Origin of the sequence: Pedobacter jeongneungensis (genome assembly GCF_000633455.1) — a bacterium.
Lineage (GTDB): Bacteria > Bacteroidota > Bacteroidia > Sphingobacteriales > Sphingobacteriaceae > Pedobacter > Pedobacter jeongneungensis_A.
Map to the genome: position 1 here is coordinate 353,073 of NZ_AYMG01000001.1, position 23,952 is coordinate 377,024.

At 39.0% G+C, this 23,952-nt stretch carries 18 protein-coding genes; 16 read left to right on the forward strand and 2 right to left on the reverse strand.

Translation table 11 applies throughout. The features are described 5' to 3' along the window. Positions 1-27 precede the first annotated feature (27 nt). The 12 genes from U859_RS0101525 (at position 28) to U859_RS0101585 (ending at position 17,862) form a co-directional block, all read left to right on the forward strand. Entirely contained in the window at positions 28-390 is a 363-nt protein-coding gene (locus U859_RS0101525) for a hypothetical protein (RefSeq protein WP_025141683.1), read from the forward strand. A gap of 14 nt (positions 391-404) precedes the next feature. Continuing rightward, a complete protein-coding gene (locus U859_RS0101530; protein ID WP_025141684.1) occupies positions 405-1,904 on the forward strand; it encodes a retropepsin-like aspartic protease in 1,500 nt (499 codons plus the stop codon). 8 nt (positions 1,905-1,912) lie between these two features. Continuing rightward, positions 1,913-3,046 (forward strand): thioredoxin family protein, encoded by a 1,134-nt coding sequence (locus U859_RS30835; protein WP_025141685.1) that lies wholly within the window; start codon positions 1,913-1,915, stop codon positions 3,044-3,046. A 232-nt stretch (positions 3,047-3,278) separates the two neighbouring features. Continuing rightward, positions 3,279-4,784, forward strand: coding sequence for a glycerophosphodiester phosphodiesterase family protein (locus U859_RS0101540; protein ID WP_025141686.1), 1,506 nt, complete (start codon positions 3,279-3,281; stop codon positions 4,782-4,784). Positions 4,785-5,006: 222 nt separating this feature from the next. Next, positions 5,007-7,376, forward strand: a complete 2,370-nt coding sequence (locus U859_RS0101545) for a phosphocholine-specific phospholipase C (protein WP_025141687.1) — start codon at positions 5,007-5,009, stop codon at positions 7,374-7,376. Positions 7,377-7,484: 108 nt separating this feature from the next. After that, complete coding sequence (locus U859_RS0101550; protein WP_162799835.1) at positions 7,485-10,355, forward strand: two-component regulator propeller domain-containing protein; 2,871 nt, start codon at positions 7,485-7,487, stop codon at positions 10,353-10,355. Between the two features lie 34 nt (positions 10,356-10,389). After that, entirely contained in the window at positions 10,390-11,016 is a 627-nt protein-coding gene (locus tag U859_RS0101555; RefSeq protein ID WP_025141689.1) for a response regulator transcription factor, read from the forward strand. A gap of 105 nt (positions 11,017-11,121) precedes the next feature. Beyond that, positions 11,122-11,487, forward strand: a complete 366-nt coding sequence (locus U859_RS0101560; RefSeq protein ID WP_025141690.1) for a VOC family protein — start codon at positions 11,122-11,124, stop codon at positions 11,485-11,487. A gap of 4 nt (positions 11,488-11,491) precedes the next feature. After that, complete coding sequence (locus U859_RS0101565) at positions 11,492-12,358, forward strand: AraC family transcriptional regulator (RefSeq protein WP_029985350.1); 867 nt, start codon at positions 11,492-11,494, stop codon at positions 12,356-12,358. A 288-nt stretch (positions 12,359-12,646) separates the two neighbouring features. After that, positions 12,647-15,769: a SusC/RagA family TonB-linked outer membrane protein gene (locus U859_RS0101575; protein WP_025141692.1), complete on the forward strand. Its 3,123-nt coding sequence runs from the start codon at positions 12,647-12,649 to the stop codon at positions 15,767-15,769. Positions 15,770-15,780: 11 nt separating this feature from the next. Next, entirely contained in the window at positions 15,781-17,235 is a 1,455-nt protein-coding gene (locus U859_RS0101580) for a RagB/SusD family nutrient uptake outer membrane protein (RefSeq protein WP_025141693.1), read from the forward strand. A gap of 156 nt (positions 17,236-17,391) precedes the next feature. Beyond that, the gene (locus U859_RS0101585) at positions 17,392-17,862 is read left to right on the forward strand and encodes a nuclear transport factor 2 family protein (RefSeq protein ID WP_025141694.1); all 471 of its coding nucleotides are present in this window, start codon (positions 17,392-17,394) and stop codon (positions 17,860-17,862) included. Between the two features lie 54 nt (positions 17,863-17,916). On the opposite strand, the gene U859_RS0101590 is transcribed toward U859_RS0101585, so the two are convergent. Both U859_RS0101590 and U859_RS0101595 read right to left on the reverse strand, forming a co-directional pair. Beyond that, a complete protein-coding gene (locus U859_RS0101590; protein ID WP_025141695.1) occupies positions 17,917-18,486 on the reverse strand; it encodes a DUF2911 domain-containing protein in 570 nt (189 codons plus the stop codon). A 129-nt stretch (positions 18,487-18,615) separates the two neighbouring features. Beyond that, a complete protein-coding gene (locus tag U859_RS0101595) occupies positions 18,616-18,801 on the reverse strand; it encodes a hypothetical protein (protein ID WP_025141696.1) in 186 nt (61 codons plus the stop codon). Between the two features lie 330 nt (positions 18,802-19,131). On the opposite strand from U859_RS0101595, the gene U859_RS0101605 reads away from it, so the two are divergent. The 4 genes from U859_RS0101605 to U859_RS0101620 are packed head-to-tail and all read left to right on the forward strand — an operon-like array spanning position 19,132 to position 23,718. Continuing rightward, positions 19,132-19,758 carry a TetR/AcrR family transcriptional regulator gene (locus tag U859_RS0101605; protein WP_025141697.1) on the forward strand — a complete coding sequence of 209 codons (627 nt, stop codon included), beginning with the start codon at positions 19,132-19,134 and terminating at the stop codon, positions 19,756-19,758. After that, entirely contained in the window at positions 19,755-21,074 is a 1,320-nt protein-coding gene (locus tag U859_RS0101610) for a TolC family protein (protein WP_025141698.1), read from the forward strand. The genes U859_RS0101605 and U859_RS0101610 overlap by 4 nt, the downstream gene beginning before the upstream one ends. An 8-nt stretch (positions 21,075-21,082) precedes the next feature. Beyond that, complete coding sequence (locus tag U859_RS0101615; RefSeq protein WP_025141699.1) at positions 21,083-22,162, forward strand: HlyD family secretion protein; 1,080 nt, start codon at positions 21,083-21,085, stop codon at positions 22,160-22,162. An 8-nt stretch (positions 22,163-22,170) separates the two neighbouring features. Next, positions 22,171-23,718, forward strand: coding sequence for a DHA2 family efflux MFS transporter permease subunit (locus U859_RS0101620; RefSeq protein WP_025141700.1), 1,548 nt, complete (start codon positions 22,171-22,173; stop codon positions 23,716-23,718). Positions 23,719-23,952: the final 234 nt, after the last annotated feature.

Genomic DNA, 23,952 nt, shown 5'->3' on the forward strand with positions numbered 1-23,952 from the left:
GCTTTTTTATATATTTTCAATTATTCCATGATTACAATAAAAAACTTATTGCTGGCAACGCTTTTGTTCCTTTTTATCCCTGAGTTAAGCCTGCAAAAAGATACCATACAGATCAGCGGGACATTGAGAGGCCTTAAGAACAAATCGGTATGGATTTCATTTTCGGATGATAGTGGCATTTCTCGAAGCTATAAAACCAATGGCAGTAACGATTTTTTCACCTTAAAAGTTCCTAAACAGCGAAAGTTAATTTCGGCCAACCTGAATATTTCTTCGGCAAATGTTAAATCAACGTTGATGCTGCTCATCAATAACCAGAACATCAGGGTATGGGGCGAAATTTCGGATCTGCCCTCGGCAAAAATCTCCTATACAAAAAAAGGCAGTTAACCATCTACCCAATAATGAAATTTAAAATTCTAACCATCATGGTCCTGTTCTTTTGCCCAATAATTGCACAGGCACAGAATAATGCCCAAGCACTTATCAGCCATTTGAATGTGCTTTTCCACACAAAATCTGCTGAAACCATAAAAGATGATTTAAGCGTCGGTTTCTCTATTGCAGCATATACCAGACCATCCGCAGAAGGAATGCTAAAAACCATTTTGCAGCGTTATGCCTGCGATTCCGTTCAACTTAAAAACGAAACAAAAACCGTTGACGGAATCCAACTTACCATCATACCTTTCAATAAAGGTAAAGCAGGGAAGGAAAGCGGGGTTTATGTAGATTCTAATTACAAGTTGCGTTACATTGATATATTCGACCAGCTTTATGGCATGAACCGCTATAAAAAATCCCTTTTGGTGGCTAAAATTCCTTTTGAAGTTCAAGATGGATCGATTATTTTAACCGTTAAGGTAAATAACAGCCAACGGCCTTTAAAGTTGCTTTTTGATACCGGTGCCGATGGAATGGCCATTACAAAATCACTTGCCGATTCGGTAGGAATTAAAGCTACTCGTCAGCAAAGCACTTCGGTGGTGGGTGGCAACATGCAGATATCCGTTTCAGAAGGTAATACCATTCAGCTCGATACTTTTGTGTTGAAAAACCAGAGTTTCGCAATTTTCCCTGAAATGCATAAAGGCAGCGATGGTATCATCGGGAACAGCATTGCCAAAAACTACATTACCAAAGTCGATTTCGATAAGAAAGAACTTTACCTGTACAATTTCGGCGATTACCAGTACAATGATCAAGGGACTTCTGTTCCGGTTAGTTTGCCAGCCGGTTTGTTTATCATCCCTGGCGAGGTAAGCATTATGCCAGGGCAGGCAAATGCCGGAGAATTTGTGTTTGATACCGGCGCATCGTACAACCTCATCTGTTTCAGGCCCTTTGTCAAAAAAAATAAATTGCTGGTAAGCGGTTTTAAGCCCGAATACAATGGTACAACCACCAGTATGGGCATAAGCACGCCTACGTACAGTGGAAAAGCGGCGGCATTCTCTTTTGCCAACATGCCCAAGCTTTCAAATTTCCCGGTTACCCTAATGGCGGGAGGTGGTCAGAGCGAAAACTGGAATCCTGGTTTTGATGGCTCTATCGGGATACGCACCATCGGCAGGTATAATTTTACCATCAACATGCAGAAAAAGGAAATTCATTTTGTACCGAACCATACCTTAAATTTCCCCAACGATTTTGTTTTGGGTGCGTATTTATTCGGCTTCGATCAGGATGGAAAATTAAAATTATTAAGCATAGTGGCTCCGGTGGAAGGTGAAACGATAAAAGCGGGACAGGTGATTGAAGATATTGATGGAGTTGCCACATCAGTTCTACTTAAAAACAGCAAGAAAATGCTTTTGGTTTTAGAAGCCCCATCGGGTAAAACATTTAAAATTTCTTATACCGTAAACGGTGAAAAACAAAATATATCCATAACCAAAAAATAATTACACAGATGAAAAAATTACTCCATACACTTTGTTTATGGCTGGTTGCTTTTGGTTGCTTTGCGCAAAGCCAATCGTTAAATAGCGTATTGCAGCAAGCCAAGAAAGAGAACAAACTCATTTTTGTCGACTGTTACTTCACAGGATGCATTCCATGTGCTCAAATGGATGAAAATGTTTTTCCAAATGCTGTAGTAAAATCAGAAATGGATAAAAATTTCCTGATGCTTAAAGTCGATATTTTTAAAGATAAACTAGGCGATACCCTAAAAGTGCAGCACATTTTAAATGGTTTCCCAACTTTTTTAATTTTAAATGGAGATGGAAAGTTAATCAGCTCATCATCGGGATATAAAGATCCTGGAAATTTAATCGCATTGTTTACCAGCGCACGCCAGAAGGCAAGCGAACATCAGTTTTTATCTGGTTTTTCGACAAAATACGAAGAAAAGAAATACCCGGCCTTTTATATAGAATTCTGTAAAACAAGGAAAGGGCTATCAGGCAGTACTTTGGCTGCTTATAGTGATACGGTAAAAAACTTTAAGGCCGAGAATGCCTTGTTGCCTTATTTGGTTTCGAGATCGGCTGATGAAAAGGCAATTGCAACTATTTTTTCTGATTATAATGGTTTCGCATCTCTTTATGGCGAGGATGTATTGCAGCCTGTAATAGATTATGGATTAACGCAAAAGTTGGTCAAAACATTAAAAACAGATTTGAATGATCTTGCTTTTGAAAGATTTTTGGCAAGCCAGAAAAAATATTTTTCAGATAAAAGCTGGAAAATATGCCTTCAAACTTTAGGCAACAAATACTTTTTGAGTATAAAAAAAGATACTGCATGTTTTCTGAAATTCTCAATCAAAAATCCGGTTTTATATCAATATCACTTCAATGCGCTTTACAGTACGCTACTGGTTAAAAATGGTTTTACACCAGAAATTACCAAACTCTTTTGTCAATGGGCTGATGCCATTGTTACAGAAGATAGCGGTCTTGAGTTTATGAAAACTGCTGCGGCAATACATAAAAAAGCGCACGATGAGGGTGGTTATAACAAATTTATAAAAATGGCTGCCACATATAGCAGCAGGTATAAAATGAAAGCAGAACTGATAGAACCGATGGGCTCGAAATAAATAAGAAATTACATCATGTAGAAGTGGTGGAATATTGAATAGTTAATGATCAAAGTAGCTTATCCGGATGGGTAAGCTTTTTGTTTTTGTTCATATAATGGTTACATTAACTTTATTTTGTTTTCGGGCTAAAAATCTACTTTTGAATTTTCATCCGCATAACAAGGCCAGCATGACTTTAAGATCTCTATAGAATGATTGATTATGATGGCTTCATAAATAAAACCAAAACATGAAACGAGTACTTATTTCTGCACTGATGTTGTTCATTTTTACTGCTTCTTTTGCCCAAAAATTTAACTGGAACAAAAACCAGGTAATCGCGCACCGTGGCGCCTGGAAGAAAAACAATTTCCCTCAAAATTCCATCGCTTCTCTAAATGAAGCTGTAAAACTAGGCTGTTATGGCTCAGAGTTCGACGTATGGATGACGGCAGACGGTGTTTTGGTGATTAACCACGATCCGGAATTTCAGGGTTTAACCATCGAAAAAGTTAGCTATAATGAGTTATTGACTAAAACCATGAGCAATGGGGAGAAGATCCCAACTTTAGAGGCTTATTTGCTCGAAGGAAAAAAACAGAAAAGTACGAAACTGATTTTGGAGATCAAACCATCACTCATCAGTAAAGAACGCGGTATTGACGTCACCAATAAATCCGTAGAAATGGTGCAGAAGTTAAAAGTAACGGACTGGGTAGAGTACATCAGTTTTGATTACGATTACTGCAAACGTGTTTTAGCTTTATTGCCAAAAGCAAAAGTGGCTTATTTAAGAGGTGAAATCAGTGCCGAGCAGATGAAAGCAGATAAATTAACGGGTGTTGATTATCATTATAGTGTTTACCAAAAAGATAACTGGATCGAAAACGCGCAAAAACTGGGTTTAACTGTAAATGCCTGGACGGTAAATACGGCACCGGAGATGCAGTGGCTTTTGGCACATAAAGTAGATTATATTACCACTAACGAGCCTGAATTGCTTTTCGAAGAAATTAAAAAAACGCCGGTTGTGCAAGGGTGGAAATTAAAATGGGCAGATGAATTTGATGATGCCGGATTGCCTTTAGCCAAAAACTGGAGTTATGACGTGGGCGGAAAAGGCTGGGGAAATAACGAGCTTCAATATTACACTGATGCCGATAGTGCAAACGCCGTGGTAAAAAAAGGAAACCTGAATATTACTGCGATAAAGGCTGATAAAGAGGCCAACCATTATACCTCGGCCAGGCTGGTAACCAAAAACAAATTCGACTTTAAATACGGCAGAGTAGAAGTGCGCGCTATGTTGCCAAAAGGCAGGGGTTTGTGGCCTGCAATTTGGGCATTACCAACTGATTGGAAATATGGTAACTGGCCAAAAAGCGGCGAAATTGATATTATGGAACATGTGGGCTACGATCCTGACAGTGTGCATGGAACCGTACATACCGAAAAATTTAACCACGTCATCAAAACTCAGGTAGGTAAAGCCTTAAAGGTTAATAATCCTTATACCGAGTACCATGTTTATGCCATAGAATGGTTTGCCGATCGCATTGATTTCTTTATCGACGATCAAAAATACCTCACTTTTAACAATACCAAAAAAGGATCGGGCGATTGGCCTTTCGATCAGAATTTCCACGTGATTTTAAATGTAGCTGTGGGTGGCGGCTGGGGTGGAAAAAAAGGTGTTGATGATGCTATTTTCCCGGCAACCATGAAGGTTGATTATGTAAGGGTGTTTCAGAAGTAACGTGGGTTCGTTTAAAAGGTTAACTGAAAATTGCAAACTTCCAATTGAAAACAGGGGAATGTTTCATTGCTGGATTGTTTTATTGTTGGGATAGATTGCTTAATCGACTTTGGGCTCCAGACTAAGGACTTCGGACTAATTTGAACTATAAATTTAACTGTCAACTGAAAAATGCTAACTGAAAACTATAACTTGCGGTATCTAAGCTATATTGTATAATTTATGGACTCACGTAGAGAATTTTTAAAAAAAGCGGCCTTGTTTGCCGGGGCCACGGGCATGGCCAATACTTTGCCCAGTTCGGTGCTAAAAGCCATGTCGATTAACCCAGAGCCAGGCAGCACCTTTTATGATGCAGAACACATTGTTTTTTTGATGCAGGAAAACAGGTCGTTCGATCATATGTTCGGTAAAATGAAAGGCGTTCGTGGCTTTAATGATCCACATCCGCACATACAGCCGGATGGTAACAAAGTTTGGCTGCAAAAAGATGGTCAGGGTTATACCTATGCACCTTTTCATGTCGACATTAACAAAACGAAAATTACCTGGCAAGGTGGTTTGCCACACTCGTGGAATGATCAGGTTGCCGCGCGTAATGGCGGTCGTTATGATAAATGGCTACCCGTAAAAACACCGATGACTTTGGCCTATTATGATCGGAATGATATTCCTTTCTATTATGCCATGGCCGATGCCTTTACGATATGTGATCAGCATTTTTGTTCTTCATTAACCGGAACAACACCAAACCGCCTCTTCTTTTTCACCGGAACCATTCGTGGAGAGAAAAGCGCAAACCGTGTGGCGGTAGTGAACAATGATCAGGCGGAATCGCAGAACAATGTATTTGTAGACTGGCCAACTTTTCAGGAAACGTTGGAAGATAATGGCATCGACTGGCGCATTTACCAAAACGAACTTTGGACATCAAAACTTCCTGAAGGTGAAATAGACGATTGGTTGGGAAATTACGGTGATAATCCTGTTGAATACATCAGCAGACACAATGTTAAATTATCAGCTTATTTCAGAAAAAACGGCGATAATACCGTTAAACCTGCCTTAACAGCTAAAGAAGTTCAGGAGAAATACGATAAATTGTCGCAAAAGGAGAAAAATCTGGTTGATAAAGCCTTTACCACCAATATTTCTCAAAAAGATTACCTGGAACTTGAGCCTTTTACCTTTAAAAATGATCAGGGCCAATCAGAAACCATCAATGTTCCAAAAGGGGATATTTTCCACCAGTTTAGAAAAGATGTAGACAGCGGAAAACTGCCAACCGTTTCCTGGTTAGTGGCTCCACAGCGTTTTTCAGACCATACCAGTTCGCCATTATATGGAACGTGGTATGTAAGTGAGGCTTTGGATATCCTAACGAAAAACCCTGAGGTTTGGAAAAAAACAATCTTCGTTTTAACCTACGATGAAAATGATGGTTATTTCGATCACCAGCCGCCTTTTGTAGTTCCGAATCCTGATGATCCGGGCAGTGGAAAAGTATCAAGCGGAATCAATTATGCAACAGATTTCGAGGCAAGGAAGGGAAGTCCGATTGGTTTGGGTTACCGTGTACCTTTGGTTATTGCCTCGCCATGGAGTAAGGGCGGTTTTGTAAATTCGCAGGTTTTCGACCATACCTCTTCATTGATGTTTATGGAAAAATGGCTGGCCAAAAAAACAGGGAAAGCTGTTAAAAGTAACAACATCAGCGATTGGCGCAGAAATATTTCCGGCGATTTAACTTCCGTATTCAGACCCTACAACGGTGAAGAGATTAAATCTCCTGAGCCCTTAAAACGCGATGTGGTGGTAACCAATATCGGAAATGCTAAAAACAAACCCGCACAGGTTGGTCCAACGGCCCTGAATAAAACCGAGGTAGCTAAAATCAATAAATTCGAATCCTTTTCACGTGAAACATCAATCCATGCGCCTAAACAGGAGAATGGAACCAAACATGCCTGCGCACTGCCTTACCACTTAATGGTAGATGCAAATGTGGTGAACAACGAAATCGAGCTTACTTTCCAATCGGCTAAAACCTTATTCGGCAGTGAAACTGAAAGTATTGGCGCACCGTTCAATATGAATACCATCGCCAAATTTAAAGGGGTGGCAGGTAAAACCTGGGCTTATGCAGTAAAGGCTGGCGATATGCTGAAAGACAATATCAAAATAGATGATTTCGATAACGAAGCTTACGACCTTGCCATCAGCGGGCCTAATGGTTTCTACAGGAATTTTTCCGGAAGTAAAAAGAATCCTGCTGTTTCGATAAAAGCCTATCCAGAACAAAGTGGTTTGGTAAGTAAAAAACTTAACGGAAACCTTGTTTTTGCCATAGAGAACAAAAGTGCTGTTTTAATTACCCTGCAAATAATAGATAACAAATATAAAACAGGTATTAAAACAGTAAGCATAAAGGCGAAATCGAGTGCCAGTGCCGTGTTTAACCTCGCAAAAAATGCCAATTGGTACGATTTCAGTATTGTACAAACAGGCAATACTGTTTTTAAGCAACGTTATGCAGGTAAAATAGAAACCGGAGAAATTACCCAAACCGATCCATATATGGGTAACGCATAAAATATCCCCCAAAAAGGGGGATGGCTTTTGAAAGAAATTATACTTATTTTGTATTGTATGTGCAGTAAACTGTCTATAGTCAAGATAAATCTCATAATTTCTTTCATTTTGGTTTGTAGCCTTCAGCTATCGGCCCAAAGCTATAACTTTACCAATTACAGTTTAAAAGATGGCCTGCCACAATCGCAGGTAATGGTTATTTACCAGGCAAAAGACAGAACGCTCTGGTTGGGTACTTTTGGGGGCGTAAGCAATTTCGACGGAAAAGTATTTACTTCTTACAGCAAAGCCGATGGCTTGAGCTCAAATTCGGTAAACTGCATCCTTGAAGATAACCAGAGGCAGATTTATTTTGGAACCGAGGTGGGGATCAATGTGCTAAAAAAGGGAAAAATAAGCACCATATTTTCAGGGAAAAACGTAAGCCATCTGTTAAAAGATAAGCAGGGTACAATTTGGGGAATAACCGAACGTAAACTTTTTAAAATTGAAAAAGGCAAGCTTGCTTTCTATCCTTTAGGAGGATTATATGTAAATGCCATTAATGCCGATCAATATGGTAATCTTTATGCGGTTGTTGCAGAAAAAGGGATTTATCAGCTCAAAAATAACAAATGGGTCATTTATCAGGAATTGCCCGCCGAAATTAGTGCGCTATCCATCAGAAAAATCCTTTTCGACCAGAAAAACAGGAACAAAGTTTACCTGTTAACCTACCGTAGCGGTATTTATGTGTTCGAAAACGGAATAACCAAACCTTTTTTTAAAAACCCAGCTATTGATACCTATTACGCTTTAGCACAGGATAATAAAGGCAACATGTGGGTAGGTTCTGAAAAAGGAGCATACCTTATCCATAAAAACGGTTCTTTTATTTATTTTAATGCCGAAAACGGGCTGAGCGATAATCAGGTAAACGAGATTTTTAGCGATGCAGAAAACAACGTCTGGATTTCTTGTTTCAGTGATGGGATTTATAAGTATGAGGGTGATGCTTTTATTCGCTATAATAAATTTAAAGGTCAGAACATAGCTTACCCCATAAGTGGGATTGCTGCAGATAAAAACGACAACCTATGGTTTGGCACCTATAATAAAGGGGTTTTTAAGTACGACGGCAAAAAAGTAGTACAGATCGATAATCCGGTTTTCAAGGATAAAAAAATCTATTTCGTTTATGCTGATAGAGCAAAAAATATCTGGATATCAACTTATGGTAACGGCGTTTGGAAATACGATGGTCAAAAATTTTCGCAGGTACTAAAGCCCGAACGTTTTGATAACAGTTGTATTGGAGAGGATAGTGAAGGCGGCATCTGGATAAACGGATTAAAATCATCCACTTATTTAAAAGATGGGAAAATTGAAAAAATAACTGGCTTTGAAGGCTATTCCTCCTGCATTTTTCCCTATCCCTTAAGTAAAGATAGTGTGCTGCTGGGAACCTCTAATGGCGTTACGCTCATCAGAAATAAAAAAATCGACCGTACATTCCAGATTAAAGCACTTAGCCACATACATATATTAAGCATCCTTAAACATGGTGATAACCTGATTTTTGCAACGCTGGGAGATGGCATCATCACCTGGAACCTCAAAACAAAAGAAATTAAACGTTATGTAGTTGCCAACGGACTTAACTCTAATGATATTTATAGCCTGGCCACTGATAATGGTGGAAATTTATGGGCGGGAACGGGGCGTGGAATCAATAAGTTAACCTTTAATAAACAGGAGCAACGCTACGATGTTTTTAGAGATCATGCGTTAATTGTAGAGTGTAATCAAAACGCGATTATCAATTACAAAAACAATATTTTGGTGGGGACCATCAACGGGCTGATCCAATGCAAAATTGTACCCCAAAGCCAGAACAAAAAAAGCCCTTTTATCCATATTCAGCAGGTCAGTGTTTTTCATAAAAATGACAGGTCGAAAGATCTTTCTATTGATTTAAACCGCAGAAACGATAGCTTTTACAAGTTAAACTATAGTCAGAACCACATTTCAATCAGTTTTAAAGGCGTGTACCTCACAAACCCCGAAAGTGTGCTTTACCGTTATAAGCTGGTTGGAATAGATAACGATTTTAGTAAACCTGTACCCAATACAGAAATTGAATATTCTGCCATCAGGCCAGGAAGTTATACTTTTCAGGTATATGCCATTGCAAACGGTCAACAATCCAATATCGAACAGTTTAGTTTTACCATTGTACCGCCTTATTACGATACTGTTTTGTTCAAGATTATTGCTTTTCTGGTGATGATCTTTTTGATCTGGCTTATTTTCTACCTCATTTTTAAAACCCGTGAAAGGAAAAAATACCAGTTCGAAAAATTAAAATTAAAAGAGCAGGAAAAAATCAGGAAGCAGACGGCAGAAGATTTTCATGACGATATCGGCAATAAATTAACCCGGATTAATGTTTTATCGGAGCTTTTAGATAAAAAAGTAGATGGGGCGGAGAAAGACCAGAAAGAACTGATCCGCTTGATCAGGGAAAATGCAGGCTTGCTTTATACCGGTACAAAAGATATCCTTTGGGCCCTGGATCCGCACAGTGATAATCTTTTCGAAATTTTGGTACACATTAAAAACTTTGGCATTGATTTATTCCAGAATACAGGCGTTGATTTTAAAATGGAAGGGGTATTGCCTAAGTACCAAAAGCTGCACCTATCAATGGAGTTTAACCGCAACCTGACGCTTATTTTTAAGGAAATGCTTAATAATGTATTAAAACATGCAAAAGCCACACAGGTGCTCATTATGGTTATCGAAACGGATCACCATACCATCAATATTTTAACCACGGATGATGGCCAGGGTTTCGATCTCGAATCCGTTGAAAGGGGAAGAGGTTTAAACAATATTCAAACACGTTGTAAAAGGATAAAATCTACTTTCCAGATTTCTTCTATTAAAGGAAAAGGGACCACAACCACAATTTCTACCCGGATTCCTGTCACAAAATAGCATAAAAGCCGTCTAATCATTAAACACACCCAAAATGAACCATACTATACGAATTGTTTTAATAGAAGACGATGATATTTTAAGAATGGGCTATGAGTCGCTATTAACTGATATAGAAGATTTTACCGTTGTAAATTCTTACGCATCATACGATTTGGCCAGGAAACATTTAGATGCCGATCAGCCGGATGTAATCCTGCTTGATATCCAGATGCCAGGTACAAATGGTTTACAGGCATTGCCCTTTATCAAAAAAACTTTGCCAAATGCCCATATCATCATTTTAACCGTATTCGATTCGCCCGAACTCGTATTCGAAGCTTTAACCATGGGGGCGGGCGGTTACCTCACCAAAAATTCGAGCGCGGCAAAAATTATCGATGCCGTTAGGGAAGTAAGTACAGGCGGCGGTGCCATGAGCACTAATGTAGCGCGGATTGTGATGCATTCTTTTCAAAAGAACCTGAACTCTCCATTAACCAAAAGAGAAACAGAGATATTGGACAGGATAGCCAATGGACAAACCAAACCTCAAATTGCCAATGATCTTTTTATCGACCAGGAAACGGTAAGGAGCCATGTAAAAAATATCTACATCAAACTCGATGTAAACTCAAAGGCCGAAGCCATTAAAACCGCAAAAGAAAAGCGTTTTATTTAAGTTATAAGAATCTGCCTTTAAAAAATAATGCTAAAATCACCCTTTTTGGGTGATCCTTCCTTTTCAATTCCGCTTTAATTTTACACCATACAATTAAACGGAATAATGAGTCCCTCTGCTAAATTCTTTTATGTGCAAGTGAAGCAACTAAATGATGCGGGGGCCTTTTATGCCAATTGTTTAGGGATGCCTACGGAAGCAACCACGCTTCCCGGCCAGGAAAAAGGAATATTGGTTAAGGCAGACGGCGAAACTAATATTTTTCTTTCGGAACATCGGCATCAAAACCAGACCAATAAAATTGTATTGCAAAGTGATGATTGCCTGGAGGATTATTGCAGGTTAAAATCGAGAGGAGTTGTTTTTAAAAAAACACCATCTTATTTAAGCGAGGGTTTAAGTGCTGCATTTTCTGATCCCTATGGTAACGAATTTATCATTTTAGAACAGCGTAACTATAATGAAGATTAATGGCATGAGGTACGTTAAAGAATTGAGCAACAGAAACAGAATTGTAAGCGAAAGCACTTGCGAAGCCGTTTATGAGCAACAGAACGATGCTTATACCATTAAATTTGTTTTTAACGGCGCCGAAGATTGCGAAATCAATAAACGAAAATTCAGTATTTACCCTGATACTTTTGCGGTGGTAAACGCCGGAACGAACTTTTGCAGTAAAATAGATTCGATAAGCCCTGTAAATACATTTTCAGTTTCTTTCGGAGAGCATTTTTTTACTGATTTTCATCATAGCCTCTCCGGCAGCAACGAAAGTTTACTGGATGGGAAAGAGGCTAAAAGCAGGCCGTCATTTATCGAATCTTTATATCCTTTTACCGGCGATATGCGCTTTAACGTACAGCACCTTAAAAACCAGCTCGATAAGGGTTTAAAAGACGAAATGCTGATCAATGAATATATGCACCACTGCCTTTTAAACTATTATAAAATTTATGATCGCGAAGTGGTGCAGAAACTGGATAAACTCAGCTTTATCAAAACCAAAACCCGCGAGGAGGTTTTAAAAAGATTAACACTAGCCAAAGAATACATTAGCAGTAATTACAACCAGAATATCACTCTGGAGGCTATTGCAGAGCAGGCCTGTTTATCGGTTAACCATTTGCTCAGGACATTTAAAGAGGCTTACGAGATCAGTCCTTACCAGTTTTTGATGCAACTGAGATTAAACCGGGCCAAAAGATTATTACAGACCACCACTTATTCTTTAAATGAAATTGTGGGGTTAGTGGGTTTTGAATGCCCAAGCTCATTCATCAGGTTATTTAAAAATACGTTCAATATTACTCCTTTAAAGTATAAGAAGAGTAGGTTGAATTAAAATATAAATAGTGATTTCTGCATATTTTGTATATCAGGATGAAACTATTTTTGAAGCTCTTGCAGGACAATTTGTAGAAGTTTTTTCCTGTTTAGGTTAATAATGATTAAAAAAGCAAACTGCCAGGATTGGAGTTTGCTTTTTTGCGTTTATGGCCCCTTTATCAAAAACGGTGATTTTCGCACATTTTGAGATTTTGATAGCCCCTAAATTGCTTATTGATTTGGTTTCATGCACCCCGGCTAAAAACTAAACTATAAACTAATTACTAACTATTTATTTCTCAACATGAAACAAAAATTACTATTGATTTTAATGGTGACCGTTTTGTCTTATTTCAACGCCCTGGCGCAAAATAAAACAATCACCGGAAAAGTGGTTGATGCAGACGATGGCTTGCCGTTGCCTGGTGTATCAATAAAAATAAAAGGAACATCACAATTAACCCAAACTACAGGGCAGGGAACATTTTCGATCTCGGTACCTGCAGATGCACAGACTTTGGTACTCAGTTACGTAGGCTATACTGAACAGGAAGTAAAAATAACGGGCGAAACACTAACTGTACGATTGGTTTCGTCTTCTAAAAACCTGCAGGACGTAATGATTATTGGTTACGGAACGATAAAGAAAGAAAACTTTACCGGATCGGCAGCAGTAGTTGATAGCGATGTTTTAAAGGACCGTCCGGTTACCTCTTTCGAAAAAGCATTGCAAGGGGCAGCAGCAGGTGTGCAGGTAACCAGTGTGTCTGGTCAGCCAGGAGCAACCTCTACTGTGCGTATTCGCGGTGTAGGCTCTTTTTCTGCCTCTAGCACGCCTCTTTATGTAGTAGATGGTATTCCGATTACCAATGGCGATTTAAGTAACGTAGCGCAAACTTCTGATGTATTATCTACACTTAATCCGAATGATATTGCTTCGTTAACAGTACTAAAGGATGCAACAGCAGCAGCCATTTATGGTTCAAGGGCAGCAAATGGCGTAGTATTGATTACCACCAAACAAGGTAAAGCGGGGCAGACCAAATTAAACCTGAGCGCCTATACCGGTTACTCTTATCAGGCAGTAGATAAACCAGAGGTAATGGATGCCACCCAATATTACAAAACCTATTGGGATGTGTATTATGCACAACGCCTGGCCGCAGGTTTAACGCCAGCTGCTGCAGCTACAGCCGCAAATGGATTAACCAATGGTAAATTGGTTGTAAACCCATATAATACCGCTAATCCTTATGGCGCAAACGGTGTATTGGCCAATGGTGCAGCATTGCTTTACGATACTAATTGGCGCGATGAAGTATTGCGCAGAGGTGTTACCAAAAATATCGACTTATCGGCAAGTGGAGGTAACGAGAAAACTAAATTCTTTGTTTCTGGCGGATATTTTGAGCAGAATGGTATCGTAATCCGTTCAGATTTTAAACGTTATTCGGGTAAGTTTAACATGAATTCTGATGTGACCGATTTCTTAAAAATAGGGATCAACAATAGTTTGGCCCGTACCGAGCAAAATACCCCGGCAGGAAGCACAGGTTCTGATAACCCGGTAAACTTTGCCGATCAAACCGCAAATATTTATCCTTTATATGTAAGGGATGCAAACGGAAATGTGGTATATGATGCCACTGGCAGTCCGGTTTATAACTACATCAATCCGGTTACACCTGATTTTAACCCGGTTGGCTTATCAAAATTAAACGAATACAATACCATCACCAACAGGGTGATCACGAGTCCTTATGCCGAAATTAAATTTTTAAAAGATTTTACAGCTAAAACCATGGTGGCTGTTGATTACATCAATAACCGCGAACGTCAGTTTTATAATATGGAACATGGCGATGGGGTAAGTGTTAAAGGCAGGGCATACCGTTATACTAAAGAAGATGTTACGGTTACTTTCCAAAACACCTTAACCTACGATAAAACTTTTAATCTGCACAGTTTTAACGTATTATTGGGTCAGGAGTCTTACCGCACCAAACAGGATTACATTTATGCCCAGGCTACAGGTTTTCCTTTTCCGGGTACCAATGAGTTAATTTCTGCTTCAACCCCAAATACTACCCAATCTTATTATACCCAGAAAAGATTTGCATCGTATTTCTCCAGGTTAACCTATAATTACGATACCAAATATTATTTATCTGGAAGCGTAAGAAGAGATGGTTCTTCTGTTTTTGGTGATGACCATAAATACGGAACATTTTACTCTGTGGGTGGTGCCTGGCGTATTGGAAGAGAAGATTTCCTTAAAAATGTAAGCTGGCTTGACGAGTTGAAATTAAGAGGAAGTTATGGTACATCTGGTAACGACAGGATCGAACGTTATGCTGCACAGGGCTTATATGCATTGGGTAAAAACTATGAAGGCCAATCAGGTATCAATTATTTCCAATTACCAAACCCTGATTTACGCTGGGAGCAAAATTCAACTTTCGATCTAGGATTAGAATTTGCCATTTTTAAAGGAAAATTAAGTGGAGAGGTTTCTTACTATAAACGTGGCTCTAAAGGATTACTATTTGGCCAGCCCGTTTCGCAGTTAACCGGCTTCCGTACGCTAACCACCAATTTAGCCTCGATGGATAATTATGGTGTGGAGGTATTATTAAATGCAAATCCGGTTAAAACCAAAGATTTCGACTGGAACATTTCATTCAACATTACTTCTAACAAAAACAAGATCAAAAAAATGACTCAGGCTGAGGTTATTGATGCCGATGATGCGACCAAAAGATGGACTGTTGGAGGTAGCAGATACGACTGGTATTTACGCGAGTACGCAGGAGTAGACGCAGCTGATGGGAAACCAATGTGGTATATGGATGAAGTGGTGAACGGTCAATCAACAGGCAACAGAATCACCACTAAAAACTGGTCAACAGCTACCAGGTACAATAATTTCGGTTCATCATTGCCTAAATTTACTGGTGGTTTTAACAATACCTTTAGGTACCAGCAGTTCGATTTAAGTGTATTCACTTATTTCTCAACAGGTGGAAAAATTTATGATACCCTTTATGGAAATTTAATGCATGGAGGTGCCAATGTGGGTAAACAATTATCGGTTGATAATTTCAATAGCTGGCAAAAACCAGGTGACGTAACAGATGTACCTCGTTTTGTAATCAACAATACCGATTTGGGGAACAGCACATCTACCCGTTTCCTATACGATGGGTCTTTCTTACGTGTAAAAAACATTGCTTTAGGATATACATTAAAGAAAAACTGGTTAGAAGCCATTCATTTATCAACGCTTAGGATTTATGCAACTGCAGAAAACCCTTTCACGCTTGCTAAGCATAAAGGTATGGATCCTGAATCGGCACTTACCGGCTTAACCAATAATGATATTCCGAATGTTAAAACGTTTACGTTGGGCCTTAATGTTGGATTTTAATTTAGAGAAAAATGAAAAATATAAAAATATATAAAACCACCATTTACATCGGTACATTACTGTTATTGGTAAATCTAACTGCTTGTAAAAAGGAATTTCTTGAGGTAAGCCCTACCCAACAAATCAACTCAAAAGAGGCATTTTCATCGCTGGCTAAAATTCAGGCGGCTATGACGGGTATTTACGATTTAACAACATTCTCCGGCTACACTAACAATATGATTTTAAGTGCCGATGTAAAAGGGAATGATGTAATGATTGTAAGTGGTGCCGCAAATTATAACCGTTTTGTAGCACAATATCAGTTTATCGAAACCTCTAGCAACGGTGATGTTGGTGCCTGGTGGGAATACAGTGGAAAAGTGATTGCTAACGCGAATCAATTTGTTGCCAATATCCCTACTGCGCCGATAACCGACGCACAGAAAACCGAGTTTCTGGCTGAAGCCAGGGCTTTGAGGGCTTACACTTATTTTTGGTTAATCCGTTGGTTTGCACAGCCATATACCGTTAATCCCGAAGCATTGGGTGTACCTATTGTGAGAGGTCCGCTTGGCCCTAACGATCCTACACCAGGCAGGGATAAAGTAAAAGATGTTTATGCTTTTATTATTGATGATTTAAAATATGCAGAAACAAATTTGCCTACTGGTAGAACAAGTGTTTACAGGATGACTAAAGCTGCCATTCAAGGCACATTGGCCAGGGTATATTTAAACATGGGCAACTGGGCAGAGGCAAGCCGTTACGCAAAACTGGCGCGTACAGGAAAACCATTAAGTACTGCTGCGGCATTGTTAACCGGTTTTAATACGGCTACCACCGAATGGATTTATGGCATCAATGTTCGTACAGATGATAATCAAGGGTTCTTAGCCGTATCATCTTTTTATGACCCTTATGATTCTGGATATTCTAGTTTTAGGGTTACTGACGACTTTTTTAACTCTTTTGCTGCAAACGATGAGCGTAAAAAGCAGTTTTTGGTTAAAAGCAGCACAACAGCCGATCCTAGCACCGGTGCTTACAGAAGAAGAGGTGAGGGCTATCTGATTAATAAGTTCGATTTTACTACCACAACGGCCAATAACCAGGTATTAATGCGTTCTGCAGAGATGTATCTGATCGAAGCGGAGGCAGAAGCAAGGCTTAGCAATGAGCCTGCAGCTAAACAAGCGCTTTTAGCAGTACAGCAAAGGGCAGGAGTAGCAACCGCTGTTTCATCAAACACCGGCGATGCACTGATAGAAGAAATCCTGTTAGAGCGTAACAAAGAATTATATGGCGAAGGGCATAAATTTTTTGATTTATTGCGTACCAAAAAAGGCGTTAACAGAACAGGTTCTACCGTACACTGGAAAATTGTAAACTTCCCATCTGGTGATAACAGATTGGTTTCGCCAATTCCTCAATCAGAATTAGATGCCAATCCGGTATTAAAACCACAACAAAACCCAGGCTATTAATACCATGAAAAATTAATAAATCCAGGCCCCCTCAATTTATTTTGAGCGGGGCTTTTTTGTTTTACATCACATTTTAGTTACCTCATCATTAAGGTGTTATCGGCATATTATTTTGCTGTAATCTGACCGAACTTTAAGAAAAAAACACCAATAGTTATGAAACTAAAAGCTTTAGTGATTTTATTACTAGGTATTACAATCACCAATCATGTTTTGGCTACCGAAAAGCCAACCGCAAGCCATAAATCAGTGATCAATTATTATATGGACAGCTATATGAATTCTGATTACAAGAAGCTGAAAGCTGTTTTAAGCGAGGATGCTGTTTTTACCTCAAATAGAGATGTAAGGGTAATTAAACATAAAGCAAGTGAGGTATTGAGTGAGATGAAAAAAAACGAGGGTGTGGTACAACGCGATTGCAATATCAGTTCTACTATTGTTTCAGAAAGCGACGCCCTGGTAATTGCCCGGATAGATATTAATTACGAACTATTTGATGGTGCACAGCAAAACTTTGTCATCATCGAAAAAAATAAAGATGGCGAGTGGAAAATCAGCCAGGTGTATAAAGTATTTATTTCCAGTGAAAGTGAAGCCAGAAAACTGGTTTCAAATTCACGTTAAACAAGAAAATCCCGGCCATAAACCGGGATTTTCTTGTTTTCTTTATTTCTATTCTTAAAAACTGATCGGTAATTCTACCTGCGTTCTGTCCCAGCCTATAATCAGGTTCGCACCTTCCGTAGCGGGTGTAAAGGTTAACGAGAAATATTCTATCGGTTTAACCAATGTTTTAACCGGAACATTTACGCGCACCATATCTTTTGATTGATTATACGTAAAAGCACCCCATTTATCGGTTTCGCCATTTACAATAATGGTCCAGGTATCTTTGTTCGGGATGGCAAATAAGCTGTAAGTACCTGCTTTAATTTTTTTGCCACCAATGTTCACCTTTTTAAAGAAATGAATTTCTGTACTTTCGTTGGCACCGAAACGCCAAACCGTTCCATATTGCTCTAAAACCCCAAAAATATCACGGCCTTTTTTCTGTGGACGTGAATAAATGATCTTGATAACCGGTTTGGTCGGATCGCCGGCTTTAACCTTTGGGGCATTAAGCGGGAAATAAACAATATCTGCAGGACTTGGGTCTGCAGCAGGGAATTTTACCTCAGCGGTACTGGCCTGTTGAGCCTTTGCGCTAAAGCATATAAGAGCGAAAACAACAATGAAGATATTTTTCATTTAGGTGTAGTTTGTTTTCTGCAGCGATGATGCAATTATGATTTTACAATATTGGTAAAAGCACAATGTTCTCAATTGCCTTGAAATTAAATTTTATAGTCCTTTTAGGGACGCAAATGCAAAAAGAAACTAGTATTTTCTTCCTTTTACAATAGCGTTTAAAAATAAGCCTGCAGTTAACAAACCTAAAACACCGCCTAATAAAGCGAAAATATAGTTTTGCGTAATGATTGCTCCAGTTAAAACTCCGAAGAATAAACCTAAAGCATAATATAACCAGTTGAAATTATTGCTGCTGTTTTCTTGTACACTCATGTTTTTTGTTATTTGGAGGCAAAGTTAATATTTATTTTAAATTTTAATTTGCCAATCACCCCAATTATCCAATTAATTATCAATTCAGGCTAATTTATAATTAATATTCCTTATGTATACCATAGTTGTCGGCCTGTCCTTATTTTCTTTCTCGGGACAGGGTTTATCATAGTAAAAAGATGCAGAAATAAATTCTGCATCACGGCCGGAGATAAATTTCATCGGTAGAAGTTAATAAATCGGCATCTTTTATCAAGATAATGTAAAAGAAGTATACAAACATTTGGAAATTAATCAAACGATTGATTAATTTTGTGCTGTCAAAAAGAAATGAAAACAGAAAAAGTAGATAAAAAACAGGCCATTCTCGACGCAGCTGAAAAGCTGTTTTGCGAAACGGGGTATGAGGGAACTTCTACCCGCCAGATTGCCAAAGAATCTGGAGCAAATATGGCAATGATAAATTATTATTTCGGTTCGAAAGAAGGCGTTTTTATAGAGATCATGAATGAGCGTATTGCTGGTTTTGCTTCTCAGTTAAAAATCATCAATGAAGATAAGATCTCGGCATTGGAAAAATTGCATAAGGTTATTGAGGGTTATGTAAACAGAATTCTGAATAACACAGCATTTCATAAAATGATGCACAGAGAACTGTCTTTAACCCAAAGGCCCGAAATGTATGATAAAATTAAGGATGCCATGAGTCATAACATGCAGCTTATCGATCGTATTATTACCGATGGGATAGAAGACGGCAGCTTCAACAAGGTAGACGTACGGATGGTAATTGCTACCATTATGGGTACCATAACCAATATAGTTATTGCCCCCCACAAGGTTATATCATGCTCCAACTTCGACCTGAGTAATCCGAAGGATAAAAAAATTATTAAAGACAGGGCGGTTGCCCACTTACAAGATCTAACAACAGTTTATTTAACAACAAAAAGATGATACCCAAATCAATTAGATTAATGCTTGTGGCATCATTAGTTCCGGCGGCTTTATTTGCACAGAGCAGTAAGGAATTAAATATCAATCAGGCAATAGAACTTGGCATAGCCAATAGTAAAAACTTAAAACTCTCCCAAAACAAAATTGATCAGGCTGTGGCTCAGCTAGCGGTTGTTAAAGACAACGCTTTACCTACCGGTACTGCAAGTTTTATGTATAACCACGCTGAAATTCCTACCACTACTTTTACGTTACCGGGTAGCGAATCATCATTTAACCTGCCAAAAAGAGCTGATGCTTTTGTAGGTACAGCAGCTGTACAGGAGTTGGTGTATGGTGGCGGTAAATTAAAATATGCAAAAGAATCGACTAAATTATTGGCCGAGGTTGCACGTTTGGATGGCGATAAGAGCAAAGAAGAAATTACTTACGCGGTAATCAATACTTATTATTCTTTATACAAGGTTCTACAGAGCAGAAAAGTAGTTGATCAGAATTTAGAGTCGATTGCTGCGCAAATTAAACAGGCACAACGTTTCTTCGAACAGGGCATTGTAACCAAAAACGATGTGTTGCGTTTCCAATTGCAACAGGCAAACGTTACGTTAACTCAAATGGATATCGAGAGCAACCGCAAAGTAATCAATTACAACTTAGACATCCTTTTGGGCTTACCTGAAGATACAGAGGTTAAAATTGTTGATCCAACCCTTGGCCTAAAAACCCCAGGTTCGTTAAACGAATATATCGGTCAGGCATTTGCTAACCGCCAGGAGCTGAAACAGTTTGATATACAGAACAAAGTAGCCGATTTTAACATCAAAACTGTTAAGGCAAATACTTTACCTACCGTTGGTGTTGGTGCAAACCTTTACTACATTAACCCAAGTGGCAAATTTATTCCACCTACAAACCAATACTTAATGCCAGTTACATTAGGTGCAACGGTTTCGTGGAATTTCGGGAACCTTTGGACAAACAAAAACAAAGTAAGTGAAGCAAAAATTCAGCAGAGCGAAATTACCATTCAGAAAGATATATTTTCTGATCAGGTAAAAACTGATATCAATAAAAACTTTCAAAGTTATCAGGTGGCCATGAACAAAATCCAGGTTTTGGAAACTTCAATTGCACAGGCAACAGAGAACGATAAGTTATTGGCATCTAAATATAAAAACAATGTGGCTTCTGTTACCGATCGGATTGATGCAGAAACTTTATTATACCAGGCAAAAATAAACTTAGAAATAGCAAAGGCAGACGCAGGTTTGGCTTACTATACACTATTAAAATCAACAGGAAAAATAACGCAATAAATACAGCAATGACAACTGAAAAGAAAAAAAAGAACATAGTAGTACCCATCATTTTAGGTGTTTTACTAGTAATCGGTATAATCTTCGGGATTACCGAATGGAGTTATTATAGCAAACACGTAGATACGGATGATGCTCAGATTGATGGCGATATCAGTCCTGTTGTTGCCCGCGTTGGTGGTTATGTTAAGGATATTAATTTTGAAGAAAATACACATGTAACTGAAGGACAGATCTTGGTGAAGCTTGATGACAACGATTACAAAGTGAAATTAGAACAAGCGCAATCAGGCCAAAAAGGTGCAAGCGCAGGTGTTGGTGTGGCAGAATCGCAAATTGCGGCTACCCAAGCCAACACAGGTACTGCAAAAGCAAACGTTGACGCAGCGAAATCAAATGTTGCGGCTGCAAACGTAAAAGTAAATTTAGCACAGAAAGATTATAACCGTTATGAAAACCTGGTTAAAGACGGTTCAATAACACAACAGGCTTTCGATCAGGCAAAGGCTAATAAAGAATCTGCAGAAGCGGCAAGACAATCTGCTCTGGCAGCATATCAGGCAGCGCAAGATCAGTACAATGCTGCGGTTAAACAGGTTGGTACGACACAATCGCAATTGGCAGTAAGCAGCAATGTAATCAGCCAACGCCAAAGTGATATCGATTTTGCTAAACTTCAATTATCATATACCGATATCAAAGCGCCGGCAACTGGTATTGTTTCTAAAAAGAATGTTCAAAAAGGACAATTGGTTCAGGCTGGTCAGTCTTTATTCTCTGTAGTGAACGACGGAAGTATTTATGTAACCGCAAACTTTAAAGAAACCCAATTGGAAAAAATTAAAGAAGGTTCTAAAGTAGAAATCGAAGTTGATGCTTATCCAGACGAAAAAATTGAAGGTGAAGTATATAATTTCTCTCCGATTACTGGTGCAAAAGGATCTTTATTGCCTCCTGATAATGCTACTGGTAACTTCGTTAAGGTTGTTCAACGTGTTCCGGTAAAAATCAAAATCCATCCATCAAAAGAACTGTTGGCTAAATTACGTCCAGGAATGAGCGTTAAAGCTTCAGTATCTACTAAATAATATTAAAAATGGCCGAAGTAGGTTTAAAAAAGTGGATTATTACATTTACGGTAATCACAGCTTCTTTGTTGGAGCTGATTGATACAACTATCGTAAACGTGGCAATTCCACAGATACAGGGAAACCTGGGCGCCACCCTGGAGGATGTGGCCTGGCTTTCTACAGGCTATGCGGTAGCAAACGTTATCGTATTGCCAATGTCGGGCTGGTTGGGTAACCGGTTTGGCAGGAAAAATTATTTTCTTACCTCCATCATCGTTTTTACACTCGTTTCCTTTTTATGCGGAAACGCCACTTCATTAAATGAGCTTATTTTATTCAGGATTATTCAGGGATTGGCCGGTGGTGGTTTAATATCAACGGCGCAAGCTATCCTTATCGAAACCTGGCCACGTGAAGATGTGGGTATCGCAACAGCCCTTTTTGGTTTAGGCGCGGTAGTTGGACCAACAGTAGGACCAACCATTGGTGGATATATCCTGGAAATCAGTTCCTGGCCTTGGATCTTTTATGTGAATATTCCCGTCGGAATACTCGCGGCCTACTGTACGTATACCTTTGTTCGGGCAACCCCTAAAGAAGGGCAGGGTCAACCTGTCGATTGGTGGGGTATCGCGTTATTGGCTATTGCAGTAGGTAGTTTACAAACATTGTTAGAAAAAGGAGAAAGCGAAGATTGGTTCTCTACACCATATATCACTGCATTGGCCGTTGCTTCGGTATTTGGCTTGCTGTTGTTTATCTGGCGGGAGATGACCACCGACCACCCGATTGTGAATTTTAAAATTATGAGGCACAGAAGTTTTTCTGTAGGTATGTTTACCTCCTTTATTTTAGGTTTCGGTTTATACGGTTCGGTATTCGTATTTCCGGTATTCTGTCAGAATCTGTTAGGATTTTCGCCATTGCAAACAGGAGAAATCTTGTTCCCAGGTGGTTTATGTACCATTGTAATGATGCCTTTTATCGGTATTATGCTTAAAAAAGGTGTTCCTGCGCAGATTATGGCCACTTTCGGGATGTTTGCCTTCTTTGTTTTCTGTTGGATGTTGAGCAATTCGACGCTTCAGTCAGGAACCGGCGATTTCTTCTGGCCTTTGGTTATCAGGGGTGTGGGTATGGCCTTATTGTTTGTGCCTTTAACTACACTGGCTATCCAGGACCTTAAAGGACCGGAAATTGGTCAGGGTTCTGGTTTAAACAACATGATGCGTCAGTTGGGCGGTTCATTCGGTATTGCCGCTTTAACCACTTTGATACATATCCGTTCAGGTTTCCACAGAAGCGTTTTGTTGTCGAATGTGAATGATTATAACCAGCCATTTGTAGAGCGTTTTAATATTTTGATTAAAGGCTTTATGGCGAAAGGACAAACTTTGTTCGACGCCAAAATTATGGCGGCAAAAGCAATGGAAGGAATTGTAACCAGACAGACCATGTTGCTCACTTACGACGATGCGTATTGGGTAGCCGGGTTGATCATGTTATTCTCGATCCCATTACTCTATCTTCAAAAGTTTAAGAAAAATGCAAACATTCCTGCCGATGTGCATTAAAATTTGCAAAGAAATGCCATAAATAATGGCAAAAAACAAAAACAGCCGGTGTATTTTATTACATCGGCTGTTTTAACCCAAAAAATTAACAATCAATGCAATGCCCTTAAACATTGCAAATGTTCTTACTTAACCACATAGTGGCCAAATAAGATTCTAAAATTAAAATTTATTCTACAATTTTCCAAATTGTAAGCCTTAGAATTTTAATACCTTATGCATTTTTTGTAGTAT